The organism is Hoylesella timonensis 4401737 = DSM 22865 = JCM 15640 (assembly GCF_000455445.1).
GTDB lineage: Bacteria > Bacteroidota > Bacteroidia > Bacteroidales > Bacteroidaceae > Prevotella > Prevotella timonensis.
In genome coordinates this window covers 1-2,525 of record NZ_HG417112.1, presented here as the reverse complement: position 1 = coordinate 2,525, position 2,525 = coordinate 1, and the positions used below count along the sequence as shown (strand labels likewise).

Sequence of the window (2,525 nt, the reverse complement as noted above, 5' to 3'; positions counted from 1 at the left end):
CCTACGGAAACGAAGGCACGGGCATAGTCCGCCTTTTCCCGTATGATGGGAACAATGGTCTTACTGACGTTCTTTCCTGCAACGGTAGCTGCGAGGGTGAGCTGCTTCGATGCTGTGGGAATGATTCCTTCGAACTCGCCGTCTCTGACCGACAGAGCCTTACCGCTAACAGATACCTTCTGTACGTTTCCACGAACAAAGCCGTGGACATAGGTCTGTCCACCGTAAACAACGGGAACGGTTGACAGGACGATAGCATCCCGCATATCTGCAGATGCAGGTGTTGTTTCTATGCGTACATTTTTGACTGTATAGCTGTAGGTGGCATTCGATGGGATGGTGAACAAGACGGTATTCCTACCTTTCTTGAGCCACAGGGGATTGATTTCTTCTCTGACGGTCTTCCAGCCTTGAGACAGCTCGGTGAGATAACCGCCAGCAGCCATGCGATCGTTGATGCTCTTGCTGATGCCAGCACCAGAGCTGACACCCTTGAGATCGTAGACAAGCCATGAGCGTGTGTCGGCTGAAACTTTCTTGAGTACAATCTCAAAAAGGTTGTCCTCGGGGTTGTCCGAAACACGTCCGTCGGGCGTACCGATGACACCGGAGCCTATGGAGGCAAACTGCGTCACCGTTCCCGATGCAGAGGTGGCTGCTTTGACACCAGTCGATGAAGGAGCCGTGGTAAGACCTGGCTGTGCTTTCTTATCCGCTGATGCGGTTATATGTTCTCCTGACTGAGGATTAGGAGCAGTGGTTTCTTTATTGGTCGGCGTCATACTGCCGAGGTCGTTCTTGTCGGTGTATCTTGCAATGGCGATACCGGACACAGCGAGTGTTCCGACCGCTAGTGTCAATGCCAATATTTTTTTCATAGGATAAGAGTATAGTGGGGTATTTTATTTGTTCATCATCTTTAGGGTATATTCCTTCACCGGTGTGATGGCTTTCACGATGAATACACCCGTTTGAGGAAGTGTAAAGGTCGAAGTTTTTTCTGTTCCGCCTTCCATCTGCTTATTGAGAAGGAGCTGACCTGAAGCATCAAAGACCATCAGGTCCGCCGAATGAGAAGTACTCATGGAAAGTTTTGCAGTAAAAGAATGATTACCGTTATCAGTCACCTTGAATGCGCTGTCGTCTGAAATACCGATGCCGTCTTCACGACTGTTTCTTGTCATCGGCTGGGATTCAACCGAACCTCCGCACTCACTGTTGATTATCACCTTCTTTTCATATAAGCTGCGTGCAATGGTTTCAACAGAAACATCGGCAGACCTTGTCAGTATTGGACACGGCTGGTCGTCGACCAAAAGATTACTCAACGCAGAATGTCGTTTCGTGAAAATAGCACTGAAATGCCAGCTTGATAGAAGTAAACCTTTGTACTGATTAACACTCATGCCATTGATTCGATAATCCAGATACTTGCCACTGTAGGTCAGGGACAGGACGTCGCCTTTGGCAACGGTGAATTTCTTTTGCTCGTCAATCTTTCCTTTGACAATGAGCGTGACCGTAGAACCGTCCACGGAGAAACCGAAGTCGGGAAGTCCGCCCAGCCTGATGACTGAACTCATACCTGCATGATAGATGGATGTCATGTCGCTGACACTCCATGAGAAAGTGGACTCGTTAAACTTTCCTGGGGAGTTGGCATACGACTCTCCTTTATTCTCGGACATATTGGCTGTCAGGATGGTTCCTCCAGTCTGAATCACATCAACGTGGTAAATACCGGGAAGAAGTTTTTTGATGGTCGCATGGTCGGAAATCATTAAGCCCGATTGAACTAGGGAGTCACTGACGACTCCTGAAGCTGTTTCAGCCCGCACCTCATAGCGATAGGAAGGATTTCCGAAGAGAACCTTTACGTCAATGCTGCCATCTGCCTGCGGCTTACTACCTACGCAGCTTGCTGGCTTTGGCGTCAGACGAGCGAAAACGCCATCATGATAGCCGAAGGTAAATACATCACTGCCGTTGCCGTCAGTGTCAAAGAATACGTTATGGAAGATAAACTTACCTCTCTTGGCATCCTGTTCACTGCAACGATAGACACGTACCGTCTCGGGATCCCATTCGCCCTTTCCCGTGCCATCAATCAGCAAAAGTGCATTGGATGCGTTTTTAACGAACTGCTTATCTTTCAGCAAATTCGTGGCGAGCTCAATAACATTACCTGTCACACCGAATCCACTGGCGAGAACGTCTCTGATTTCCAGACGATAGGCATTGTCAATGGGACGGATGAAAGCAATTCGCTTTGCTTCGTTTTCAGGAATATCCACAGTATACTTCACATCGCCTTCGGCTGATATGATGAGATGGAGCGCATTGCCTGTCTTGCGGATAATCATTCTTTCTCCTACGTTGATGGCACACAGAGGCTCTGTCTGCGGAATACCCCTGATGATGGAATACACTTTTCCGTCCCTTACGCGGTAGCCATATACTGTGATGCTCTTCGCTTCGTCCGTGAAGCCCACATCAAAAGGACTGAAAGGGCAAAGCATGGAAAT

The 2,525-nt window shown here is 48.6% G+C and carries 2 protein-coding genes; both read right to left on the bottom strand.

Annotation, left to right across the window (positions count from 1 at the left end; all coding sequences use genetic code 11):
* On the bottom strand, nucleotides 1–878 hold an 878-nt coding region (locus tag BN35_RS12680), incomplete at its 3' end, for a hypothetical protein (protein ID WP_028901381.1).
* Nucleotides 879–902: 24 nt separating this feature from the next.
* Nucleotides 903–2,525 (bottom strand): T9SS type A sorting domain-containing protein (locus tag BN35_RS12675; protein WP_044071628.1); only part of this gene is annotated, 1,623 nt, incomplete at its 5' end.